We start from the raw sequence: 18,178 nt of genomic DNA on the forward strand, positions 1-18,178 counted from the left end.
ACAGATGGAAGCATATCGCATTGCAGAAGATAGAAATACGTGGTATCCCATGGGGACAGCCAGAACAGAGGACGGATTCCATTTTTGCGTGGCGGCGGAGGGAGAAAGCTGCAGCCTGCTCTTGTTTCAAAAGGGAAAAGAGAAACCTTTTCAGAAGCTGCCGTTTCCGGCTGAACAGAGGATGGGAAATGTATGGAGCATGACGGTTGCAGGAGACAGTTTTACGAATGTGGAATACTGCTATGAAGCAGGCGGGAAACTGTTTCCGGATCCCTACGGAACATCCTTTACGGGAAGAGAGAAGTGGGGCAGCCTTTCACAGGTAAAAAAAGTGATGAAGACGCCTCTGAAGGAAGAATTATATGAATGGGACGGCGATAAGCCTCTTGAAATTCCATATACAGATATGGTTATTTACCGGATTCATACGAGAGGATTTACAAAGCGTGCGGCTTTAAAAAATTCTGAGAAAGGTACGTTCCGGGCAATTGAGGAAAAGATTCCTTATTTAAAGGAGCTTGGGATTACTACGTTGGAGCTTATGCCGCCTTCGGAATTTTCAGAGGTTATGATGCCGAATCATGCGGACGGGAATCCTTATGCAAAGGAGGAACCGACTGGAAAAATCAATTACTGGGGATACGAAGACGGTTATTATTTTGCGCCAAAGGCTCATACTGTTCGTCTCAGGAAAAAAAACCAGGACGGGAGCTCAAGGACCTTGTCCGCGCGCTTCATAAAAATGGAGTGGAACTGGTGATCGAGCTTTATTTTACAGGAAAAGAAAGCCCGGTTTTCGTCCTGGATGCAGTTCGTTACTGGGTCAGAGAATATCACGTGGACGGAATTCACCTGGTTGGAGCGGTGCCGGTAAAGCTGTTGGGAACCGATCCGTTTTTAAGCAGAACAAAGCTGTTTGCAACGTCGTGGGATGGGGTGCCGGGAGGGAACAGAAAGCATCTTGGAGAGTATAATGACGGGTTTCAGGTCGACATGCGCCGCCTTCTGAAGGGGGATGAGGACCAGCTGAACAATCTGGTTTTCCGCACAAAAAGAAATCCGAAGGACTATGCGGTAATTAACTACATTGCCAATACAAACGGATATACGTTAATGGACATGGTCTGTTATGAAATGAAGCATAATGAAAAAAACGGAGAAGGAAACCAGGATGGCAGCAATTACAATTATACGTGGAACTGCGGCGTAGAGGGTCCTACAAGAAGGAAAAAGGTCCAGGAAATGCGGAAAAAGCAGATTCGCAACGCGCTGCTGATGGTATTTTTAAGCCAGGGTACGCCTCTTTTAATGGCAGGCGACGAATTCGGCAATTCTCAGAATGGCAATAATAATGCATACTGTCAGGATAACGACACATCCTGGCTGAATTGGGATTTGGTCAGGACAAATGAAGATATTTTGGAATTTGTTAAATATGCTATTGCATTCCGGAAAAAGCATCCTGTTTTTCATATGGATGAGGAACCACGTGTTCTGGATTATAAGGCATGCGGCTATCCAGATATATCATTTCACGGCGTTAAGGCCTGGAAACCGGAATTCGAGAGTTTCCGCCGCCAGCTGGGCGTGATGTACTGCGGTGATTATGCAGAGAAAGACGGCCAGGGAGACGATTATTTCTTTGTGGCTTACAACATGCATTGGGAGCCGCATGAATTTGCGCTTCCGAACCTTCCTAAAAATAGAAAGTGGCATGTCGCGTTTAATACGAATGAAGCCAGCTGCAATGGTATTTTCAGGGAAGGGGAAGAACCGGAAGTTAAAAACCAGAAACAATTTATGGTATCTTCCAGAACAATAGTGGTTTTTGTTGGCAAGCCGGCAGAGAATCAGAACGTATAAGAATCAGGAAGAATAAGTCCGATGTATCGCCTTGAGTGATTGATCTTTCTGCGATAAAATCTCTCACGTAAGCCAGATACCCCGCAGACCTCCGGCGCTGTTACTGGGACCGTTGACCTGCGGGGTATTTGGGCCTGCAGGCAGCTGCCGGAGTCAGGACTGTTTGACACTTTGTGCTGCCTGTGTAAATGATACTGGTGCAGAGGCGGCATAGTTATGAAAACGGACAATACTGGAATGACACTGCTTGAATTAGTTGCTGCGATTGCTGTTGTTATCGTTATTGCTGGAAGCAGCTGCTGTGTGCTGGCAGGAAGAATGGAGAAAATCAGGGAGAGACAGAGAGGAGACCAGGCTAAGGTCGTATTCTATGCTTTGGAGACATATCTGGAGGATTCTGTATCTAAGGGCATGTCTGATTCCTTAATTCTTTATCAGGATGTTTTGTCCTGCCCGATCAGCGATAAACGCAATAAATTAAATGAATATCTGTATGATGTCTGCCCGAAGGGAGCCAAGGTTGTCAGAGTTTCCGTAAACTGGCAGAGGACGAGACTGGTAGCGATTGTCTATCAGGTGGATGGATACAGAATTGAAATCAGAGAGGGGAAGATGACGGATTATGAAAAATATCCCTAAGGATCCATTTATGCTGGTAAGCTATATTAACACGCAGATGAGAGATTACTATGGCACCCTGGATGAACTCTGTCTGGCAATGGGGCTGGAAAAAAAGGAAATTTGTGACAGGCTGTCAGAGGCCGGTTTTGAATATGACGCGAAAGTGGGCCGATTTTTGTAAGAAATATCGAAATATTGACTATAAAACCAGAAACAAAGAGCGAAAGAATTGACATTTTTTTGCATAAATTATAAAATGAATGAAAGAGGCTGTGAAATAATATATGATAGCGGAAAGCGGGGAGTTTTATTGGGATAGAATACAGTGACTCCCTTTTTGCTTTTTATGTCATAGCCGCGCTGCGGCCATGGGCAACCGCGCGGCGGCGCAAGAGTTCCGCTTGCGGAACTCTTTGTCGTGTTATTCATTGGTATGTGAAAGGAGATGGTAAGCGATGATACAGAGACAGCGAATCCGTCTGGGAGATTTGCTGGTTTCAAAAGGGCTGATAACAGAAGAACAGCTGAAAGAGGCTTTGCGGGAACAGAAGGTCAGAAAGACAAAGCTTGGGGAAACATTGATAAGTCTGGGATATGTATCCGAAAAGAGCATCGTGGATATTTTGTGTGAACAGCTTCATCTGGAATATATGGAACTGAGAAAAATGAAGCTGGACGAAGCGGCTGTTTATATGATCAATGAAGCTATGGCGAAAAAGTATAATCTGATTCCCATAGCTTTTCGCCGGATAATCCCAATGTGCTTCTCGTAGCGATGTCGGATCCGATGGATTTCATGGCTATCGATGATCTTGAGATTGTGACGAATATGAGAATCGCTCCGGTACTCAGTACGAGGAGTCAGATTTCTTTTCAGATAGACAGATACTTTGGAAAGCAGTCCGTGATTGCTGTTGCAGACGAATACAAGCGGGAGCGGGTTCAGGAAGAGGCTGCCCAGGAGGAAGAGGAGGCCAGAGACAGAGAGGCCAATGACAATTCTCCGATTGTAAAAATGGTCCGTTCCATTATGGAACAGGCTGTCCGCCAGAGAGCCAGCGATATCCACTTTGAACCGTTGGAAGACGGAATCAGAATCAGGTTCCGTATAGACGGCAACCTGGTAGAGGCCATGAGCTATGACATGACGATTTTCACGGCGCTGATCGCCAGGGTGAAAATTATTTCCGGAATGGATATTGCAGAGAAAAGGAAGCCTCAGGACGGCCGAACTACGATTATGGTTGACCATGTGGAATACGACGTTCGTGTTTCTGCGATTCCGACTGTTTATGGCGAAAAGATCGTTATGCGACTGACCAACAAGGTTGGGCTTATGCGTGATAAGCGTGATCTGGGCCTGAGGGAAGAGGAGCTTCCGGTATTTGAAAGAATGCTGGCGCGCCCTCATGGAATCATTCTGGTAACAGGGCCTACCGGAAGCGGTAAATCAACCACGCTTTATACGGCGCTGAGCGAACTGAATAATGAAAGCGTCAATATTGTTACAGTCGAAGATCCGGTAGAGGCAATTATAACCGGCGTTAATCAGATCCAGGTAAATACAAAGGCGGACATGACGTTCGCCAACGCACTTCGATCGACCTCCGTCAGGATCCCGATATTATCATGATTGGTGAAAGCCGTGATCCGGAGACTGCGGAGATCGCCGTGCAGGCATCCATCACAGGCCACCTCGTAGTGAGTACGCTTCATACAAACAGTACATCTGCAAGTATTGCCAGGCTGATGAATATGGGAGTGGAATCATATCTGATTGCGGATGCCCTTGTGGGAGTTGTAGCGCAGAGACTCTGCAGGCGCCTCTGCACATGCAAACGCGGCAGACAGGCTACTGAGAGGGAGAAGCTGGAATTAGGCGTAAAAGAGGACGAGGAGCTGACCGTTTATGAGCCAAATGGCTGTCCGCTTTGCAGTCATACAGGGTATTACGGCCGAATCGGAGTATATGAACTGATGCCGATCAGTCAGCCGATACGCGACATGATTGCAAGAAAGGGGTCGGCTTCTGCCATAAAAGAGCAGGCTATGAAGGAAGGCATGATGACTCTGAGAAAGAGTGCGGTTAAACTTGTTCTGGACGGTATTACATCTCTGTCCGAAATGCATAAAATTGCCTGTGAGGAGGACTAGAGATGACTTTAATAGAACTTTTGGAAGAGGCAGGAAGGAGAGAAGCTTCCGACCTTCATATTACAGTCGGAGTGCCTCCACAGATTCGTGTCAATGGAGAACTTGTGGTTCTGGACACGTATCCGAAGCTTTTGGGAGATGATACTAGAGCGTTGGTTGAAAGCATCATGGGGGATCATCAAAAAGAGGTTTTTGAAGAAAAGGGTGAAGTTGATTTTTCCTTTGGCATTCCAAGGCTGGGCCGATACCGTGTAAATGCATTTAGACAGAGAGGAACGGTAGCCGCTGCCTTCCGTCTGGTTGGAACAGAGGTGCCAGAACCAGAAAAGCTGGGACTGGCTAAATCGGTTATTGAACTGGCGAAAAAGAAAAGCGGCCTCGTACTTGTCACCGGCCCTACGGGAAGCGGTAAATCTACAACGCTTGCGTCCCTGATTGGTAAAATCAATCATACAAGAAGAGAACATATTATTACGCTGGAAGATCCGATCGAGTACCTTCACCGGCATGATAAGGCAATTGTAAATCAGAGAGAAATCGGTTTGGACAGTATGTCGTATGCTGCTGCACTCCGGGCGGCGCTTCGAGAAGATCCGGATGTAATTCTGGTGGGCGAGATGCGTGATCTGGAGACAATCAGTACCGCAATCACAGCGGCAGAGACGGGACATCTGGTATTTTCAACGCTGCACACAATTGGGTCAGCAGCTACGATCGACAGAATTATTGATGTATTTCCCCCGTATCAGCAAGCTCAGATCAGAATTCAGCTGGCTATGGTATTGGAGGCGATCATCTCACAACGGCTGATTCCAAAAGAAGACGGAAGCGGCCGAATGGGAGCGTTTGAAATTCTGCATGTGAATTCTGCGGTCCGTAACCTGATCCGTGAAGGGAAAACATATCAGATTACAAGCGTGATTCAGACCAACAGAAAGCTGGGAATGATTACTCTGGACGATGCCCTTCTGGAACTTTACAGAAGCGGTCAGATCAGTGAACGGTCAGCCATTGAATTCTCAGTTGATCCGCTGGCGATGGAAAAGCGTATGCTGTATTAGGAGGAGACGGATGGCTAGTTACCGTTATCATATCGTTACCCCTTCCGGAGTGGAGAAAAAGGGGCTGATTGAAGCTGCCGACCGTTCTCACGCACTGACGGCCTTAAAGGCCGGCGGAAATACGGTTATTTCTGTAGGAAATCCCAGTATCTGGGATACACAGATCAACCTGCCGTTCACACATCGTGTAAAGGCCAGGGATATGAGCGTATTCTGCAGGCAGTTTGTGTCGATCATCAGTGCCGGAGTGAGCATAACAAGGGCGCTGGAAATGCTCGTGGAACAGACGGAGAATAAAACGCTGAAAGAAGCATTGAGGGAAACCCGCTCCTATGTGGAGAGGGGAGAATCCCTTTCTGAAAGTATGAGGCGCCAGGAAGCTGTGTTTCCGAAAATGTTTATCAATCTGGTGCAGGCCGGAGAGGAATCAGGCAAGCTGGAACTGTCATTTGAACGAATGGCGATTCATTATGAAAAATCAGCAAAGATACAGAGCCTTGTGGCGAAAACGCTGATTTACCCGATTATTCTCGGTATTGCATCAGTTGTTGTAATTACGGTTATGATGGTATATATTGTACCTATGTACTCCGATATGTTTGCGGAGATGGATACCGAGCTGCCGATGTATACAAGGGCGGTAGTGGCGATCAGTAATTTCATGGTACATTACTGGTATCTGCTCCTTTTATTTGTGGGCGCCATGATATTTGCATACAGGATGTTCCGCAACACAAACAGAGGAAAGTATCTGCTGGCCAGCGTGGCGCTTAAAATTCCGATTTTCGGGAAAGTGAATCAGAAAAGTGCATGCGCTCAGTTTGCCAGGAATCTCAGCACACTGCTGACTGCCGGAGTACCGATTATGGAGGCCTTAAATATTGTGGCCGACACTATGAATAATCCCCTCTTTCAGGATGCTATGAAAAATGCCAGAGAGCAGGTGGCAAGGGGGATTTCCCTTGCCGTTCCATTGAGAGACTGCGGAATGTTTCCTCCAATGGTATACCATATGGTAAATATCGGTGAAGAGACAGGTGGACTGGATGGCATGCTTGACAGCCTGGCCGTATATTATGAGGAAGAGGTGGAGGCGGCTACCGAGAAAGCGGCCGCAGCCCTGGAGCCATTGATCATTCTTTTCATGGCGTTTATTGTTATCGCAATTATTATGGCGGTTTACACGCCGATGTTATCGATGTATCAGAACGCCGGAAACCTGTAGGTGATGAGAATTACGGCCAAGTGACGGTCCCGCTTATGGGAGCGGGGGGCACGGAGCCGTAAGAGATAAGGTATGAATCCAACCGGTGTCTCGAAACGACAGGATTGTACGTATATTAAAGTGAAAGGAAGGTAAGGAAAAGAAAAGGAGAGGGCCAATGGAGGTAAAGAGGGGAAGCAGCAAAGGATTTTCATTAATCGAACTGATTATAGCAGTAGCAATTCTGGTTGTGTTGTCCGGACTGCTTGCACCACAGCTGATTAAGTATGTGGAGCGGTCGAGAGAGGCAAAGGATATGCAGACGCTGGATTCCGTTTATGTGGCGGTGAATACGGCCTTGACCAATGAAGAGGCGTATCAAGTGTTTACTGACGAAAACGGACCGGGCGGAAAGTATGGAGACATGATTGCCGGAATGACGCTTACTGAATTATTCAAAATTGATGACAGCTTTACACAAGAAGTGAAAGCAACTTTGGAAAAAAGCGATGCAGCAGATGTTAAGCTGGTATCCAAAAGAGCAAGGGTAAAAGCTGTAATGCCGGATGGGACAATGGCAGAAGGAACCATTATGGTTCAAGTGAAAGCCTCTGCTGAAACAGACGGTGTATCCGGCCTTTATGTAGGCGTATATGCAGGCGGTCTTGGAAAGGTTAACGGCGACTTTAAGGCGGGATATATAGATGCCAAACCAAATACAAATCCATAAGCTCATAAAATCCATCTGTAAGACGATACGAAAAGTATTGTTAATAGCTTTATGAAAGAAAAGGAAGGAATTACATACTATGAAGAAAGAAAATAATAAAGGTTTTTCTCTTATTGAATTAATTATAGCGGTCGCTATTCTCGTTGTCCTGTCGGGACTGCTTGCGCCACAGCTGATCAAGTATGTGGAGAGATCGAGAGAAGCGAAGGATATGCAGGCGCTTGATTCCGTATATGTGGCGGTAAATACGGCGCTGACGAATGAAGATGCATATGATGCGTTTACAACGGGAACAGGATACGGCGATATAAAAGATGGTATGCCGATAAATACGATTTTAGGAAAGACAGATAAGTTTGCATTAGAGGTAAAGGCTGTTTTAGGAAAGACAGAGGTTGACTTAATCTCTAAAAGAGCTAAAGCGGACAGCGGCGTTATTATGGTACAGGTAAGAGAAGTTAAAGGCGGAGCCGATGATGTGGCTGGTTTGGAAGTAGGAACATATGCAGGTAAAAAGGGTACGGCTAACAGCGACTTCAAGGTTGGAAATGTAAGCGTTGGAGGTTCTTCAGATCCTGAATCTTCTCCTAGTGATGAAACATAAAAAATACATCAAGGCAAAATATATAAATGAAAGGAAACTATGGTATGAAAAAGAATAATAAAGGCTTCTCCCTTATTGAATTAATTATAGCAGTAGCGATCCTGGTCGTGCTATCCGGACTTCTTGCACCACAGCTGATTAAGTATGTGGAGAGATCGAGAGAAGCGAAGGATATGCAGACACTGGACTCCGTATATGTGGCAGTGAATACGGCTTTAACAAATGAAAAGGCATATGATAAGTTCATAACTGACCATACGGGAACGACAACAAAATTAGCTGCCAATGATGATATTCTCGATTCTTCTAAAACGGATGCCTTTTCAAAGGAAGTACAGTCTATTTTAGGAAAAAATAAAGTAGAGTTAGTGTCTAAAAGGGCAAAGGCCAAGAGCGGTGTTGTCAGAGTTGAAGTAAATACGGTAACGAGCGGCGCTGATGGAGTCAGCGGCCTGGAGGTAGGTGTGTATGCAGGTACGGAAGGTAACTACAATGACGGATTTTTAGTAGGACATGTAACTGCAACAAAAAATACAACTACAGAATAAAAAGTAAGATACTCAGCCGAAACGGTAGATTTTATAAGGACTATTATAGATTGAGAGGAACTTAAAAATGAAAAAGAATAATAAGGGCTTTTCTTTGATCGAATTAATCATTGCAGTAGCTATTCTCGTAGTTCTGTCCGGACTTCTTGCACCACAGCTGATTAAATATGTAGAAAGATCGAGAGAGGCAAAGGACGTGCAGATGCTGGATTCGATCTATGTGGCGGTGAATACGGCGCTTACTAATGAAGAGGCATATGATAAATTTGTTGATGGGACTAATACAGGTGGAAATTATGTTGATATAGATTCCGGAATGTCTATTAAAGATATAATGGATAAAAATGATGCATTTTCAAAAGAAGTTGCATCTATATTAGGGAAATCGTCTTCTGAATTGACTTTAAATTCTAAAAGGGCAAGCGGAGGTCATAATGCAGATAAAACAACTGTGAATAATATTTTCGTAATAGTTCAATCCAAAGAAGGTTCAGATAAGGTAGAAGGCCTAGAAGTAGGAGTTTATGTAGCACCAGCTAAAGATGGGACACATGTAGATGGGTTCGATGTAGGAACGACAAAGTAGATATCAGTCTATAAAAAATATTTAAGTAAAATAATTAGGCGGGGCATTCTCGCAATGCTCCGTCCTAATTGATAAAAAACCACTTTACGGAATTTACTGGAAATAAATAGATAAGGATTTGATTCGTTTAACCTGTTATAATTATAATTAACAATCTGGTATCAAATGGGTCAAAAGACCTTTTGAACCTAACATTGAACCTAAATTAGAATATTTCAACCTGAACGCGTTGCCTGGTAAGACTTTGCGGGCAGGATGATTACATATATAACACTACGATATAATACGATAAAAGATAAGAGATCATCAGGAAAAGTGAGGTAGATAAGTATGAAAAAGAAAAACAACAAAGGATTTTCCATGCTGGAGTTAATTATCTCCATTGCAATACTGGTGATACTCGCCGGCTTACTGGCGCCGGAATTAATTAAATATGTGGAAAAATCGAGAGAAGCCAGGGATATGCAGACGATTGATACCGTCTATATGGCGGTGAATACGGCGATGGCCAATGAAAAATCCTACAGAGAATATGCGGATTTTTCCAAGGAGTGGACGAACAAGCTGGAAGCCGGCGTATCACTGGCGTCACTTATGGATACTACGGAATATGGCGATCTGGCAAAAGAGATCACAAGAATTCTTAACGAGGACAGAACGGAAATTAAGCTTGTTTCTAAACGGGCGCTGGGAGCGGATGGAAACGGGAGTATTTATGTTCAGATCAGACGGGAAACAGATAGTAACGGCGTTGTATACGATGATGAAACCGGATTTGAGATTGCCGTATATGCAGGAAGCAGCAAGGGTTCGGTGATTGATTCTGATTTTAAAATCGGCATTGTCGATCTGGACTGATGAGAGGGATTGAAATGACTTCAGAACTGGTTGTAATTCTACCATTTGTGTTCCTGTTTGGAATTACGGTGGGTAGTTTTTTGAACGTCTGTATCTATCGAATACCATTGAATGAAGACATCGTCCGGGAACAATCACATTGTATGAGCTGTGGTTACAAGCTGCGCTGGTACGATATGATACCCGTATTCAGCTGGCTTGCACTAGGAGGGAAATGCCGAAGCTGTAAAGAAAAAATATCGGTTCAGTATCCTGTTATCGAACTGGCCAATGGAGTGCTCTGGACGCTGACAGTGCTCCGGTTCGGCTTTCACTTTACGAGCCTATGGTATGTCGGCTGTATTTCAGCTTTGATCGTTTTAAGCCTGATTGACTGGCGGACATATGAAATACCCTTTTCCTGTAATCTTTGGATTTTAGCGATGGGTACTGGGAACTTAATAACAGAATGCATGGCCGGCGGCCTTTCCAGGGCGCCGGAGTTTTTGACAGGAGCTTTATTAGTCAGTGGATTTCTGGAGCTTTTGATTCTGCTTACCAAGGGCAGAGCAATGGGAGGCGGCGATGTGAAACTGATGTTTGCAGCTGGTCTTCTGCTGGGATGGAAAGGGATTTTATGGGCTTTTCTGATAGGCTGTATCGCCGGTTCCATCATCCATCCCGTATTAATGAAATGGAGAAATAAGAGCCGGGTACTGGCTTTTGGGCCATACCTTTCCCTGGGAATCTGGATTTCCATGATGTGGGGACGGCAGATGACCGACTGGTATATGGGATATCTGCTGAGGTAACTAATATACTGAAATAATGCAGCAGGAAAGGAAAAAAGATGGGAACGGTTTTATCCATATCGTTGGGAAATAAATCCATGCAGATTGGCGAAGTTTCCAAGAGCCGGTCGGGAGTTGTCGTTAAGAGGCTGATTGAAAAAGAGATTCAGGAAGGTCTGATGGATGACGGAACGGTACTCAATACGGAAGCTGTAGCGAAAGCCGTCGTTGCTGCCCTGAAAGAGGCCAATATAAAAACGAAAAGGGTCATCTTTACAATACCTTCAGGAAAGGTCATGTCCAGAGAAATCGTCCTGCCGCGTATGAAGGACGAGAAGGTCATAGAGACGATAAAATCCAATGCGGAAGAATATTTTCCGATTGGTCTGGAAGATTATGTGATTTCATACTTTAAGATTTCCAACGTCTATGAGGAGGACGGCGAAAACGAAGAGGAAGATCATGGGGAGCCGGAAGACGGAGCAGATAAGAAAAAGAAGAAGGAGAAACGCAAAAAGAGGGATAAACATACAAGAGTGAGCCAGAGGCTTATGGTGCTTGCTGTCTCTAACAGCATGGTTCAATCCTATTATGATGTGGCGGCACTCGCCCATTTGAAGCTTCTTTCCCTTGATTATATGGGTAACAGCATCCTCCAGGTGATCACGAATCAAATTGGAGAGGAAACGTGCCTTGTGATCCAGATGCGTGAAGACAATACGTCGCTTACGGTTTTTGATAATGCAGTTATGATGCTGCAGAGAAATATCAACTACGGTACAGCGGATATTGTTCACACTATAGAAGATACATATGGTGTTTCTTATCATAGCGCTCAGAAAAAGCTGGAGGAAAACGAACTGTTCAGAGCAGCGGACAGCTATGAACTGAAAAACAGCATCAATTATTTTATATCGAACATTGAACGTGTGATTGAGTATTACCGCGGCAGGAATCCCGATATGCCGGTTACAAATATCTATTTCGTCGGCGAAGGTTCCAGGATTGCCGGCATGCCTCAGACGCTTGAGGAAAGTATCGGCCTGCCTGTACATACACTTTCTACGTTAAAACGTGTTATTATCCGTCCGTCAGCAGCACCGGCAGCTTCTGAGGCCATGCAGTTTATGGCGAATATCGGTGCCGTGATTGAACCGGTGGGATTTCTGCCAAGGGCTCTGGAACAGGATATCCGCAAAAAGCTTGAGACGAAGGCATGCCGTATTCTCGTTCTCCTGGCCATTTTTATGGGCCTTGTTATCGTGACGATACCTGCTTTGGACTTTTTTAATCTGTCTTTTGAAAAAATGGATTTGGAATCAAAGCTGATGTCACTGCAGGATGTGGATGAAATCTTTGAAAATTACCAGCGGGCAGAGCAGAAATACAGCGACGTGGAAGCGATTGAGTCAATGGTTCGTACCAACAACGAAAGCCTGGCCGGATTTATCGATGTGTTTGAACAGCTTCGTCCAAGCAGCGTTAATATAACTTCGTTTGCATGCGATAACGGAAAGATTACATTTTCGGCGTTGGCAGACAGTAAAAACACGGTAATTAAGCTGATAACGCAGCTTAAAACCATAGCGAATGTTTATCAGGTAGATGTCAGCGGGCTTTCAAGTACCTTTGATGAAACAGGTGCTGAGACGGTTTCTTTTTCAATTATATGTCTGCTCGTAAATGACGACGCCAGGTTTACAGAAGCTGAAGAAGATATGGCAGTGGAAGCAAATGCGGAAAGTGCTGCAGACACCGAAGAAACAGCCAGCGAGGATGTAGAGCTGATTGAGAGCGAGGTGGGTGAATGATGAGAAATATGAATTCCAGGGACAAATGGCTTGTCTATTTTCTCATATCCCTGATACTCGTGGGAGCTGCCTGGATGTTCGGCGCAAGGCCGCTGAAAGCGAAGGCAAAGAGTTTGGATGTTTCTGTAGCAGAACTGAGACAGGAATACAATGACAAAATGGCTATCCTTGCGAAAAAGGATGAATATATAAGTAAAACAAAAGAGTATACGGAAGCGTTTGACATGATGATGGAACGCTATCCGGCCGGAATAGCAAAAGAAAACCAGATTGCATTTGTTGTTGGGCTGGAAAGAGAGCTTGGAACTGGTATTACTTCCCTGGCGTACACAGAACCAGCAACGATATACGGACTTAACTCCGCTCCGGAAGCGGGAGAACCGTATGCACTGACTGAGAGCAGGCTGACGTTGCCAGTTACATGCGATTATATCATGTGGAAGCATCTACTGGATTATGTTTTTACATGGCAGGATAAGAGCACAATCCCTTCCATAACAGCCAGTTATGATGGGACTAGCGGAAAGGTCATATCGAATATTACACTTCAACAGTTTGCAGTAACAGGAGGAGAGCGGGTCCTTCCCGAGCCGGATGTACTGGTTCCGATCGGAACGGACAACATTTTCCAGTCCGGAACGCCTCTTTCTTACGATGGTCGTACGGCTGCAGAAAAGATTCAGGATATCAAGAAGAATTATGACCTCTACATTATGCTTCATGGAACGGCTTCGGATGTTCCAGCCAAGGTGATTGCTGGGCAGCAGGATACAGGCAAGCTCATATCAGAGAAAAATGGAGCAGAGGATCTTTCTATAACAGTCGTACAGGGAGAAGAGGAAATCAACATTGTCTATGCGTTAGGAGACAACGAGAAGCGTGTAGTAGTGCCGGACAAGGAAGAGATCAATATCTACGTACTGAGTTCGGGAAGAACAGGGAGCAGGGATGAGAGCGGAATAAACGTTTCCATCGATAATCAGACAGAACGGAACGTATGCATTGCGGTAACTGATGACGATGGCCAGAATCCAAGATTTACGGTTGCAGAACAGAAAGGGCGCATCGAAATCATACAATAGCTGCAGCAGTTCAGACGACGGAGAAATTGGTACAGTAGCGGTTGTTCGATTGGTTTATGAGACCGGTTCTGTACCAATTTTCACATTAGACGGACATCCAACATTTCTTGGTTTTAAGCCAGGAAAAGATGCCGTCTGCCATCCGAACTGCTGCCAAGTAATACAGGCTTATAAGAAAATCAGGAAAGGAGTACCCGATTATGAAGAAACAGGCAGGATTTACCCTGATCGAATTGCTGGTAGCGATTGCTGTGCTCTCCATTATGACTGGGGTGCTCCTTCGCACTTTTACGGTAAGCAGCAGAATATCGGTAAAATCCAGAGAAGACGAGCGTGTGCTGAACTTGGCAAAAGATTCTGTGGAGACGTTTAAAGGATATGCGTTTGAGGGCCTAGACAAAGAGCTTTCAGAAGGCGAAGATCATACGAAAGAGATTACGATTGGAGAAAATAAGTGGCAGGCTGTTCAAGGCGGGGGAAAATTTGTATTTACCAGGTCGGAAAAAGAAGGAACCTCCTCTTATCTGATTGAGGTGGAAGCAGATTACGGAAAGTACTCAAACGAAGATGCTGCTGATGGAAGTGTCATGGACTCGAATCTCTATGAAATGCCGAGGATTACTGATATAAGCAGCATTCAGAATGCAGTCGTATCACCAGCCGACCTTTCTGTAACCAGCCAAGAGGATAAAGAAGGGGAAGAAGGGGAGGAATTAGATAAAGATCAATTCCTAACACGACTCCTGCTGGCAAAGGTGAACCCTCCGGAAGATGATGGAGAAGGTGGCGCGGAGGAGGGCGCCGGGTCAGGTTCCTCCGGTTCCGGCGGTTCGGAAGAAACGATATACAGCGAAGACGACGTTAAGAGAATATTGAATATTATGATCGATTCCAAAAGCGGCGGTACAAAAATGGGGGTATCGGTGCAACTGATTTATACGGTGTCAGAGGAAATGCCGGATAAAGCTTCCGGTTATCCGGCGGCTATGTCAGTCAAAACGGGAGTATTCTCCACAGTGAAAACGCTGGTTGAGAAGAAAGACAAAAAAGAAGGAAAAAAAGAGATAGAGAATGGTATCTATGTATTTCTTCCTGAAAATGTGGAGTACGACAGAATATTTGTCACAGCGGTAAAAAGAAGTGATCAGATATCGTATCCCGTATACATTATCTCTCCGTCGGAGAACCCTCCGCCGTATGGTTTTCTGGATGATTTGCTGAAACTGCCTCCGTCGGGGACTACAGATGAAATCGTAACAGTATTTTCCAACATCCCTGCCAGGAGCGGAAGCGCTGGAAGAGGGCTTGTGGATAAAACGGCCGCATATAACAGAATTTATGGTTTGAGTGTAACTGTTTATAAAGGGGTTCCTGATGGGGCCGGATTGAAAAAGGGAGAAAAACTGCTAAACATCACTTCATCAAAAAGGGAATGAACATTATGAAAAAACGGCTTTGGACAGAAAACGGAAAATTGAATAATAGAGGTTCTGCCATGCTTCTGGTCCTGACCGTTATTTCCCTGATCGCTCTTTTGGGGTTTATGAGTCTGAGCGCAGCAGTTACAAACTGGCAGATACGTATGCTGGGCAGAAAATCAGAGAGAAATTTTTATTTTCTGGAAACCGCATTGGACGAAATCTATTCAGGCCTTGGCGAAGAGGCAGGAGAATGCCTGAAAAGAGCTATGAAGAGGTTTTGACAGGACTTTATACGACGTATAAGACAAACGACAAAGCGAATGAAGCGTTTGCTGAAAAGTATTTAAAATCTCTGGAAGACAGTATGGGTGTGGATTTCAATCCGATTGCACATGAGGAAGACAGTCTGGCAGCAAAACTGAAATCATACTCAGCGACCGTTGAACAGGAGAACCTTACAGTTAAAATTGGGGAGATTTCCTATACTGACGGCAGTATACCAGCGGGCTTTGAAGAAACTACAGATATGAATAGGGAAGAAGAAACGGGGAGGCAGCAGATTATGTTGGAAAACCTGCAGCTGACCTATGTAAATCCAACAACTCAGGTGGAATCCTCGATTACGGTCGACTTGACGATTCGTACGCCTAGAATCCGTTTTATCAACGAGAAAGAGGCGTTAAATGATTATGTCCTGGTAGCGAATAAAGGTATAAAAATTGAAGAAAATTCAGCAGATGGAGACGGAAGCCTTCTGAAAGGAAATATTTATGGAGGCAATATAGAGATTTCCCAGGCGAAGGCTGTCATGGAAAGCAACCTGGTGACGGCAGGAGAAGAATTATCTGTCAGCAACGGAGGGGATTTATCCATTATCCCAGCTGGTATGGGGGAATCCGATAATGAAAGTGAAGAAGGCGCGGAAGGCGGAACGGAAGAGGGCATGGATCAGGAGTATTCCATGACCAGTCATGTCTGGGCGCATAATGTCAGAGTTTTTCAGGCATCCCGGCTCACTATGGATAGTGGAGACATGTATGTACAGGATGATCTGACGCTCCAGCAGGATGAGAATTCCGTAAAACTGACAGGTGGCTATTATGGATATGGCAATAAGGGAGAAAGTGCTGAGCCTGATCAGAATACGCATTCCGACAGCAGTGCAGTCCTCTTAAACGGCAAGAAAAATACGGTGGATTTTGGAGAAGTGGATACGCTTCTTCTGGCAGGAAGAGCTTATCTTAATTTCAGGGATGTCAGTGAAGCTTATCCACTGGGCGAGTCCATGTCGGTAAAGGCGAGCCAGAATATTTACCTTGTCCCAACGGAACAGATCCATGTGGGAGATGAAAATGGCACTGAAGCTGAGTCGAATCCGTTGATATTCCCTTCAGATAAAAGTGAACTTGTTCTCAATGTGAAAAAGGATGGGGAAAGTGGGAACGCAGAAGGCACTTATAAAGTTACAAAATCAGAGACGAATGGAACTGTCTCTTACAGTGCATCAAGGGTGAGCGGAGAAAACACGGCGGTAATTGTCGGTATTAAGGGAAAGCTGTATATCTATCGCAGTTTTGAAAGCAAAGAAGAGCAGACAGAGTTTTTCAGGAAGTACCTGGAGGAACACGGTGATACATTCAGCAGTTATCTGAAAAAGGCAGGCATGGGAAACGCGGATGGCGAAATTACAGGCGGGGATAAGATGGGCGCTGTTACGCTGAATGAGGGAGGAAACTTTTATACATCAGCTTCACTTTATGAGGTATCAGGAGCTGGTGAGAAGCTTTTTAATCTTATGAATAACGAGAGTCCTACTTCTCTAGGCATAGTGGAACTGTCCAGATCATGTGAGTTATCGTATGCAAATCTGAAAAAATATCTGGCAGAGACGGTAAAAGCTGACGGAGGAGAGGGCGCGCTTCCAGCCTCTACGTTTGCCCGCCTGAAGGCCGGAGGAGAAAATGGAGAATCCGTCTGGAATATTGAAGATTTTGAAGTCCTGCATAAGCAGGAAGGCGACGTCGGAATTCTTGTGACTGATCAGAATGTTGTACTCAATTTATCCAGCAAGGAAGCGAAAGCCGGAGCTACATACGCCATGCCTCAGGGATTGATCGTTACAAATAAAAATGTGACTGTTGAAGGCGGAAGCGGTGAGGAATGGAACGGACTGATCCTTGCAGGCGGCACGATTACTATTAAGGGAGAAGCAAAGCTGATAGCAGACCCGGGAACATGGGCGTCTTATCTGGAAGATGAGCAGGCTGCAAAATATTTTTATGGGTACGGTGACGCGGACTCTTCTGCATTTGACCGATATGAAGATTTCCTGATTCTGAAGAACTGGAAGAGAGGGACGAGAATTCATGAAGAAGGATAACAAAGGATTTTCTCTTCTGGAAATGCTCATTGTAGTGGCTATACTTGGAATCGTAACGGGGATGATGGTAATAAGTCCCGGAGCATCAAGAAGAAAGGAAATGGAAAAGTTTGCCCGCATACTCAAAGAAGAAATTGAATATACCCAGATGATTGCTATGTCAAGAGAAGGCGAGTGGCAATTGACTGTCTATGAACTGGATGGAGAAATGTTCTGTGCTCAGGAAAAGAAAAAGGAAGGCAGCTGGGAACAGGAATTGAATAAATCATTTATTGGCTATGCTGCTGCCGTAACCTATACGAAGGATACCACATTGCCTGCAGATGAGAGCGGCACGGGCGGAACAATATACCATATTTACCGATTTGACCGGGATACAGGCGAGTGTATATTGGGAAGCGGAAGTATGGAGATGGAAGGTCAGGGAAATAAACTAACGGTGACCGTGTATAAGGAAACCGGCCGCTGTGAGATTGAGTAGAGGT

At 45.0% G+C, this 18,178-nt stretch carries 19 protein-coding genes and 1 pseudogene; all 20 read left to right on the forward strand.

Annotation, left to right across the window (positions count from 1 at the left end):
* The first annotated feature begins 4 nt into the window (after nt 1-4).
* The 20 genes and pseudogenes from DXA13_RS22830 to DXA13_RS06065 all read left to right on the forward strand — a co-directional run bounded on the left by DXA13_RS22830 (nt 5) and on the right by DXA13_RS06065 (nt 18,174).
* Nucleotides 5-760, forward strand: a complete 756-nt coding sequence (locus tag DXA13_RS22830) for a hypothetical protein (RefSeq protein WP_347559723.1) — start codon at nt 5-7, stop codon at nt 758-760.
* A complete protein-coding gene (locus DXA13_RS22835; RefSeq protein ID WP_347559724.1) occupies nt 757-1,863 on the forward strand; it encodes a hypothetical protein in 1,107 nt (368 codons plus the stop codon). Before DXA13_RS22830 ends, DXA13_RS22835 begins: the two co-directional genes overlap by 4 nt.
* A gap of 216 nt (nt 1,864-2,079) precedes the next feature.
* Nucleotides 2,080-2,502 carry a hypothetical protein gene (locus DXA13_RS05985; protein ID WP_118242435.1) on the forward strand — a complete coding sequence of 141 codons (423 nt, stop codon included), beginning with the start codon at nt 2,080-2,082 and terminating at the stop codon, nt 2,500-2,502.
* Nucleotides 2,486-2,665, forward strand: coding sequence for a DUF4250 domain-containing protein (locus tag DXA13_RS05990; RefSeq protein ID WP_118242437.1), 180 nt, complete (start codon nt 2,486-2,488; stop codon nt 2,663-2,665). The genes DXA13_RS05985 and DXA13_RS05990 overlap by 17 nt, the downstream gene beginning before the upstream one ends.
* Nucleotides 2,666-2,939: 274 nt before the next feature.
* Entirely contained in the window at nt 2,940-3,257 is a 318-nt protein-coding gene (locus DXA13_RS22840) for a hypothetical protein (protein ID WP_347559725.1), read from the forward strand.
* A gap of 23 nt (nt 3,258-3,280) precedes the next feature.
* Nucleotides 3,281-4,638, forward strand: a pseudogene (locus tag DXA13_RS05995) (GspE/PulE family protein).
* 2 nt (nt 4,639-4,640) lie between these two features.
* Nucleotides 4,641-5,699 (forward strand): type IV pilus twitching motility protein PilT, encoded by a 1,059-nt coding sequence (locus DXA13_RS06000; protein ID WP_118242439.1) that lies wholly within the window; start codon nt 4,641-4,643, stop codon nt 5,697-5,699.
* A gap of 10 nt (nt 5,700-5,709) precedes the next feature.
* Nucleotides 5,710-6,924 (forward strand): type II secretion system F family protein, encoded by a 1,215-nt coding sequence (locus DXA13_RS06005; protein ID WP_118242441.1) that lies wholly within the window; start codon nt 5,710-5,712, stop codon nt 6,922-6,924.
* Between the two features lie 157 nt (nt 6,925-7,081).
* A complete protein-coding gene (locus tag DXA13_RS06010; RefSeq protein ID WP_118242443.1) occupies nt 7,082-7,633 on the forward strand; it encodes a prepilin-type N-terminal cleavage/methylation domain-containing protein in 552 nt (183 codons plus the stop codon).
* A gap of 79 nt (nt 7,634-7,712) precedes the next feature.
* Nucleotides 7,713-8,237: a prepilin-type N-terminal cleavage/methylation domain-containing protein gene (locus tag DXA13_RS06015; protein ID WP_118242445.1), complete on the forward strand. Its 525-nt coding sequence runs from the start codon at nt 7,713-7,715 to the stop codon at nt 8,235-8,237.
* 44 nt (nt 8,238-8,281) lie between these two features.
* Nucleotides 8,282-8,785 (forward strand): prepilin-type N-terminal cleavage/methylation domain-containing protein, encoded by a 504-nt coding sequence (locus DXA13_RS06020; protein ID WP_118242447.1) that lies wholly within the window; start codon nt 8,282-8,284, stop codon nt 8,783-8,785.
* Between the two features lie 67 nt (nt 8,786-8,852).
* Nucleotides 8,853-9,371: a prepilin-type N-terminal cleavage/methylation domain-containing protein gene (locus DXA13_RS06025; protein ID WP_118242449.1), complete on the forward strand. Its 519-nt coding sequence runs from the start codon at nt 8,853-8,855 to the stop codon at nt 9,369-9,371.
* A 330-nt stretch (nt 9,372-9,701) separates the two neighbouring features.
* Nucleotides 9,702-10,229 (forward strand): type II secretion system protein, encoded by a 528-nt coding sequence (locus DXA13_RS06030; protein ID WP_118242451.1) that lies wholly within the window; start codon nt 9,702-9,704, stop codon nt 10,227-10,229.
* A 14-nt stretch (nt 10,230-10,243) separates the two neighbouring features.
* Nucleotides 10,244-11,020: an A24 family peptidase gene (locus DXA13_RS06035; RefSeq protein WP_118242453.1), complete on the forward strand. Its 777-nt coding sequence runs from the start codon at nt 10,244-10,246 to the stop codon at nt 11,018-11,020.
* A 38-nt stretch (nt 11,021-11,058) separates the two neighbouring features.
* A complete protein-coding gene (gene pilM / locus DXA13_RS06040) occupies nt 11,059-12,810 on the forward strand; it encodes a pilus assembly protein PilM (protein WP_118242455.1) in 1,752 nt (583 codons plus the stop codon).
* Nucleotides 12,807-13,892: a hypothetical protein gene (locus tag DXA13_RS06045; RefSeq protein WP_147347992.1), complete on the forward strand. Its 1,086-nt coding sequence runs from the start codon at nt 12,807-12,809 to the stop codon at nt 13,890-13,892. The genes pilM and DXA13_RS06045 overlap by 4 nt, the downstream gene beginning before the upstream one ends.
* A 200-nt stretch (nt 13,893-14,092) precedes the next feature.
* A complete protein-coding gene (locus DXA13_RS06050; RefSeq protein ID WP_118242459.1) occupies nt 14,093-15,328 on the forward strand; it encodes a type II secretion system protein in 1,236 nt (411 codons plus the stop codon).
* A gap of 5 nt (nt 15,329-15,333) precedes the next feature.
* Entirely contained in the window at nt 15,334-15,594 is a 261-nt protein-coding gene (locus DXA13_RS06055) for a hypothetical protein (protein WP_147347993.1), read from the forward strand.
* Nucleotides 15,564-17,693 carry a hypothetical protein gene (locus tag DXA13_RS06060; RefSeq protein WP_118242463.1) on the forward strand — a complete coding sequence of 710 codons (2,130 nt, stop codon included), beginning with the start codon at nt 15,564-15,566 and terminating at the stop codon, nt 17,691-17,693. The genes DXA13_RS06055 and DXA13_RS06060 overlap by 31 nt, the downstream gene beginning before the upstream one ends.
* A complete protein-coding gene (locus DXA13_RS06065; RefSeq protein WP_118242465.1) occupies nt 17,680-18,174 on the forward strand; it encodes a type II secretion system protein in 495 nt (164 codons plus the stop codon). Before DXA13_RS06060 ends, DXA13_RS06065 begins: the two co-directional genes overlap by 14 nt.
* Nucleotides 18,175-18,178 lie beyond the last annotated feature (4 nt).

Origin of the sequence: Clostridium sp. AM58-1XD, assembly GCF_003464085.1 — a bacterium.
Lineage (GTDB): Bacteria > Bacillota > Clostridia > Lachnospirales > Lachnospiraceae > Lachnoclostridium_A.

Excerpts from the sequence above, each read along its gene's own strand:
- DXA13_RS22830 (WP_347559723.1), top strand. The coding sequence starts at position 5 with ATGGAAGCATATCGCATTGCAGAAGATAGAAATACGTGGTATCCCATG.
- DXA13_RS05985 (WP_118242435.1), top strand. The coding sequence starts at position 2,080 with ATGAAAACGGACAATACTGGAATGACACTGCTTGAATTAGTTGCTGCG.
- DXA13_RS05990 (WP_118242437.1), top strand. The coding sequence starts at position 2,486 with ATGAAAAATATCCCTAAGGATCCATTTATGCTGGTAAGCTATATTAAC.
- DXA13_RS22840 (WP_347559725.1), top strand. The coding sequence starts at position 2,940 with ATGATACAGAGACAGCGAATCCGTCTGGGAGATTTGCTGGTTTCAAAA.
- DXA13_RS06000 (WP_118242439.1), top strand. The coding sequence starts at position 4,641 with ATGACTTTAATAGAACTTTTGGAAGAGGCAGGAAGGAGAGAAGCTTCC.
- DXA13_RS06005 (WP_118242441.1), top strand. The coding sequence starts at position 5,710 with ATGGCTAGTTACCGTTATCATATCGTTACCCCTTCCGGAGTGGAGAAA.
- DXA13_RS06010 (WP_118242443.1), top strand. The coding sequence starts at position 7,082 with ATGGAGGTAAAGAGGGGAAGCAGCAAAGGATTTTCATTAATCGAACTG.
- DXA13_RS06015 (WP_118242445.1), top strand. The coding sequence starts at position 7,713 with ATGAAGAAAGAAAATAATAAAGGTTTTTCTCTTATTGAATTAATTATA.
- DXA13_RS06020 (WP_118242447.1), top strand. The coding sequence starts at position 8,282 with ATGAAAAAGAATAATAAAGGCTTCTCCCTTATTGAATTAATTATAGCA.
- DXA13_RS06025 (WP_118242449.1), top strand. The coding sequence starts at position 8,853 with ATGAAAAAGAATAATAAGGGCTTTTCTTTGATCGAATTAATCATTGCA.
- DXA13_RS06030 (WP_118242451.1), top strand. The coding sequence starts at position 9,702 with ATGAAAAAGAAAAACAACAAAGGATTTTCCATGCTGGAGTTAATTATC.
- DXA13_RS06035 (WP_118242453.1), top strand. The coding sequence starts at position 10,244 with ATGACTTCAGAACTGGTTGTAATTCTACCATTTGTGTTCCTGTTTGGA.
- pilM (WP_118242455.1), top strand. The coding sequence starts at position 11,059 with ATGGGAACGGTTTTATCCATATCGTTGGGAAATAAATCCATGCAGATT.
- DXA13_RS06045 (WP_147347992.1), top strand. The coding sequence starts at position 12,807 with ATGATGAGAAATATGAATTCCAGGGACAAATGGCTTGTCTATTTTCTC.
- DXA13_RS06050 (WP_118242459.1), top strand. The coding sequence starts at position 14,093 with ATGAAGAAACAGGCAGGATTTACCCTGATCGAATTGCTGGTAGCGATT.
- DXA13_RS06055 (WP_147347993.1), top strand. The coding sequence starts at position 15,334 with ATGAAAAAACGGCTTTGGACAGAAAACGGAAAATTGAATAATAGAGGT.
- DXA13_RS06060 (WP_118242463.1), top strand. The coding sequence starts at position 15,564 with ATGCCTGAAAAGAGCTATGAAGAGGTTTTGACAGGACTTTATACGACG.
- DXA13_RS06065 (WP_118242465.1), top strand. The coding sequence starts at position 17,680 with ATGAAGAAGGATAACAAAGGATTTTCTCTTCTGGAAATGCTCATTGTA.